The sequence below is a fragment of the Acidithiobacillus sp. TH-A35 genome (assembly GCF_057473505.1).
The window spans coordinates 1-3,526 of sequence record NZ_JBYCKR010000315.1 but is presented as its reverse complement, the minus strand read 5'-3'; the positions used below and the strand labels follow the sequence as shown (position 1 = coordinate 3,526).

2 protein-coding genes are annotated in these 3,526 nt (G+C 60.4%); both read right to left on the bottom strand.

What is annotated here, in order from left to right:
* Window positions 1-220 (bottom strand): DUF1275 family protein (locus AC2VNK_RS09945; RefSeq protein WP_486883641.1); only part of this gene is annotated, 220 nt, incomplete at its 3' end.
* A partial coding sequence (locus AC2VNK_RS09940; protein WP_486883640.1) for a DUF3400 domain-containing protein occupies window positions 220-3,526 on the bottom strand: 3,307 nt, incomplete at its 5' end. The genes AC2VNK_RS09940 and AC2VNK_RS09945, both read right to left, overlap by 1 nt.

Below are 3,526 nucleotides of genomic sequence, written 5' to 3'. Positions count from 1 at the left end.
TCACGAATCCCAGTAGCGCGGCGAGGGAGTGGGTCGCGGAAAGCAGATGTCCCTGGCCGATGGCGATGCCGAAGAGGGCGAGGTTGCCGGTCATTGCCGAGGTGAACACCATATGAAACTTCAGGAAAGCGACGATATCCGCCGCCCCGGAAGTGGCCGAGAGCAGGTGCATGGAACGGTCCGGTTTGCCCAGTCGCTGGGGTGGCGGGTTGGTGGCCATCAGAGCAAGACTCGCTCAATACCCCCCTGGCGAGCGGCGTCGATAAAACCCCGTTGCCACTGTGCGCCGAGGATTTTACGTGCCAGTTCGACGACAATGTAATCGGTGTCGAGACCCGTATCTTCGCGGTAACGCTCCAGGCCCTGTTGACAGGCGGGGCAACTGGTGAGCAGCTTGACGTTGCCATTCTCCGCACGCAGGCTGCCGGTGAGCTGCAGGATGCCTTCCTTGAGTACCTCTTCCTTACGGAAACGGAGCTGGGTGGCAATATCCGGGCGGCTGCTGGCCAGGGTACCCGCCTCTCCACAGCAGCGGGCAGAGTCCAGTACCTGTTGCCCGAGCAGTTGTGACGCCACGGCCTGGGGCTTGTGGGTTTTCATGGGGCTGTGGCAGGGGTCGTGGTAGAGATACTGCACACCCTCTACGCCTTCCAGAGCGACGCCCTTTTCCATCAGGTACTCATGGATATCCAGCAGACGGCAGCCGGGAAAGATCTGCTGGAACTGGTATTGCAGCAATTGATCCATGCAGGTGCCGCAGGACAGGATCACGGTCTTGATATCCAGGTAGTTCAGCGTGTTCGCTACGCGATGAAAGAGCACCTGATTGCGCACGGAGATTTCCTGCCCCTTGTCTTCATGACCGCCCGCCGTTTGTGGATAGCCGCAGCAGAGGTAGCCGGGTGGCAATACGGTTTGCGCGCCGACATGATGCAACATGGCCAGTGTCGCCAGACCAATCTGGCTGAAGAGCCGCTCACTGCCGCAACCGGGGAAATAGAACACCGCATCACTCTCGTCGGTGACTTTGGCGCTGTCGCGGATGATGGGGACGGTCTTGTCATCGACAATGGCGAGAAGCTGGCGCATGGTCTGCACGCCCATGTCCGTAGGCAGCGGTTTGCGCAGGAAGTGGATGACCTCGGCGCGTAGCGGGGCCTTGCCGGTGGTGGCCGGTGGTGGCCCCTTGGGCAGCAGTGGTTTGACGATTTTATGGGCGATGGCCTGCGCATTGTAGGCGCTTTGCAGCACGCCCCGCCGTAAGAGGTGGACTTTGCCGGGCTCTGTGGCATTGAGATAGCTCATGGCCAAGCGCGTGCCGAGATTAAAGGATTTCTCACCCCGCGCCCGGAGTATGTTACGCATGTGAATGGAGACCTTGCCGAAGTCAATATCCACCGGGCAGGGCGTCTCGCACTTGTGGCAGGTGGTGCAATGGTCGGCCACATCGTTGAGGGCGGCAAAATGTTGCTGAGAGACGCCACGCCGCGTCTGCTCCTCATAGAGAAAGGCCTCGATGAGCAGGCCGGTGGCAAGGATCTTGTCGCGCGGCGAGTAGAGCAGATTGGCGCGGGGGATATGGGTCATGCAGACCGGCTTGCATTTGCCGCAACGCAGACAGTCCTTGATCTCACGATTGAGGGCACCCAGTTCGCTGGCTTCCAGCAACAGCGCTTCCTGTTCCACCAGTTGTAAAGAGGGCGTATAGGCAGTTTCCAGCCCGGAGCCCGCCAGCAGCTTGCCCGGATTGAAGAGGCTGTCCGGGTCCACTTTGGCCTTATAAGCCGCGAAAGCAGCAATCTTTTCCGGTTCCATCCAGCGCATCTTGGTGATGCCGATGCCGTGCTCGCCTGAGATGACGCCACCCAGTTTCTGGGCGATAGCCATAATCCGGTCCACCACCCTGTCGGCCTCGTGGAGCATGGCGTAGTCGCTGGAGAGCACCGGGATGTTAGTGTGGATATTGCCATCGCCGGCGTGCATGTGCAGGGCGACAAAAAGACGGGCACGGCGTACTTCTGCATGGATCTCGCGGATACGCGACCGCACGGCAGCAAATGCATCGCCAGCGAACAGCGCCTCCAGCGGCTTGCCGACGTGCTCACGGTAACTGACGCGCAGGGCACCGCGTAGTAGGAGGCCGGCCAGGGTGTCATTGGGATGCACGGCGGACAGCATGTGTGCATCCAGCAGTTCCGGATGCTCCATAGCCAGTATATCCAGTTTCTCCAGCAGAGATTGCCAGCGCTGACGTGTATCGCCAATCAACGCCCTGGCGGCGGATTTTTTGGCGTCGACGATGGCCTGATCTTCACTGCTTTCTTCATAATCCTTAGCTTTGCGGATTTCTGCGAGATCACCGGAGACATATTCCTCCAGTGCGCTGAGGCTGGCCAATTTACTGCTGATGGACTGCTCGATATTGATACGCTCGACCGCGCGGCTATACTCCGCCAGCCTCTCCAGAGGAATGACCACATCTTCATTGATTTTGAAAGCATTGGTATGGGCGGAAATGGCGGCGGTGCGGCTGCGGTCGGCCCAGAATCGGCGTCTTGACTCGGGCGTAGTGGCGACAAAGCCCTCACCACCTCGGGCGTTGGCAATACGTACTACCGCCGCTGCCGCCGCACCCGCTGCATCGGGGTCATCGCTGGCGATATCCGCGAGCAGCAGCATCTTCGGGCGTTCGTGGCGGGGGGCCTTGTTGCTGTACTTGATGGCTTTGAGATAGCGCTCGTCCAGGTGCTCCAGACCAGTGAGCAGGACATGCCCCAACCCCTCCACGTAGGATTTCACTTCGACGATGGCTGGTACCGCGGCATCCAGATCGGTGCCATAAAACTCCAGGCAGACCGTGCGCACATGGGCTGGCATCTGATGGAGCAGGAAGCGTCCGGAGGTGATAATGCCGTCGCAGCCTTCCTTCTGGATGCCTGGCAGACCGCCGAGAAACTTATCGGTGACATCCTTGCCCAGCCCGGCCTTGCGGAAGCTGGCACCGGGCAGGGTGAGCACTTCCGACTCCCCGAGCGACGTATGCCCGTCGGTGGCAAAGCGATTCAGGCGGAAACGGACCACCGGCTGGTCGTGAATCTTGCCGAGATTATGGTCCATGCGTTCCACTTCCAGCCAATTCCCATCGGGGGTCACCATGCGCCAGGAAAGCAGGTTGTCGAGGGCCGTACCCCAGAGCACAGCCTTCTTGCCCCCCGCATTCATGGCGATATTTCCGCCGATGGTGGAGGCGTCCATGGATGTGGGATCGACGGCAAAGACGAGGCCTGCCGCATCGGCCGCATCGGCCACGACCTTGGTGACCACACCTGCACCCGCAAAGATGCTGGGGACGCTGGTGTTCAGGCCCTGTGGCGTGACCATTTCGATCACCGACATTTGTTCCAGCTTTTCGGTATTGATGACCGCGCAGTGGCGGCGCAACGGAATGGCACCGCCGGTATAGCCGGTGCCACCACCGCGCGGGATGATGGATAGCCCAATTTCGCGGCAAGCGGCCACCATGCGC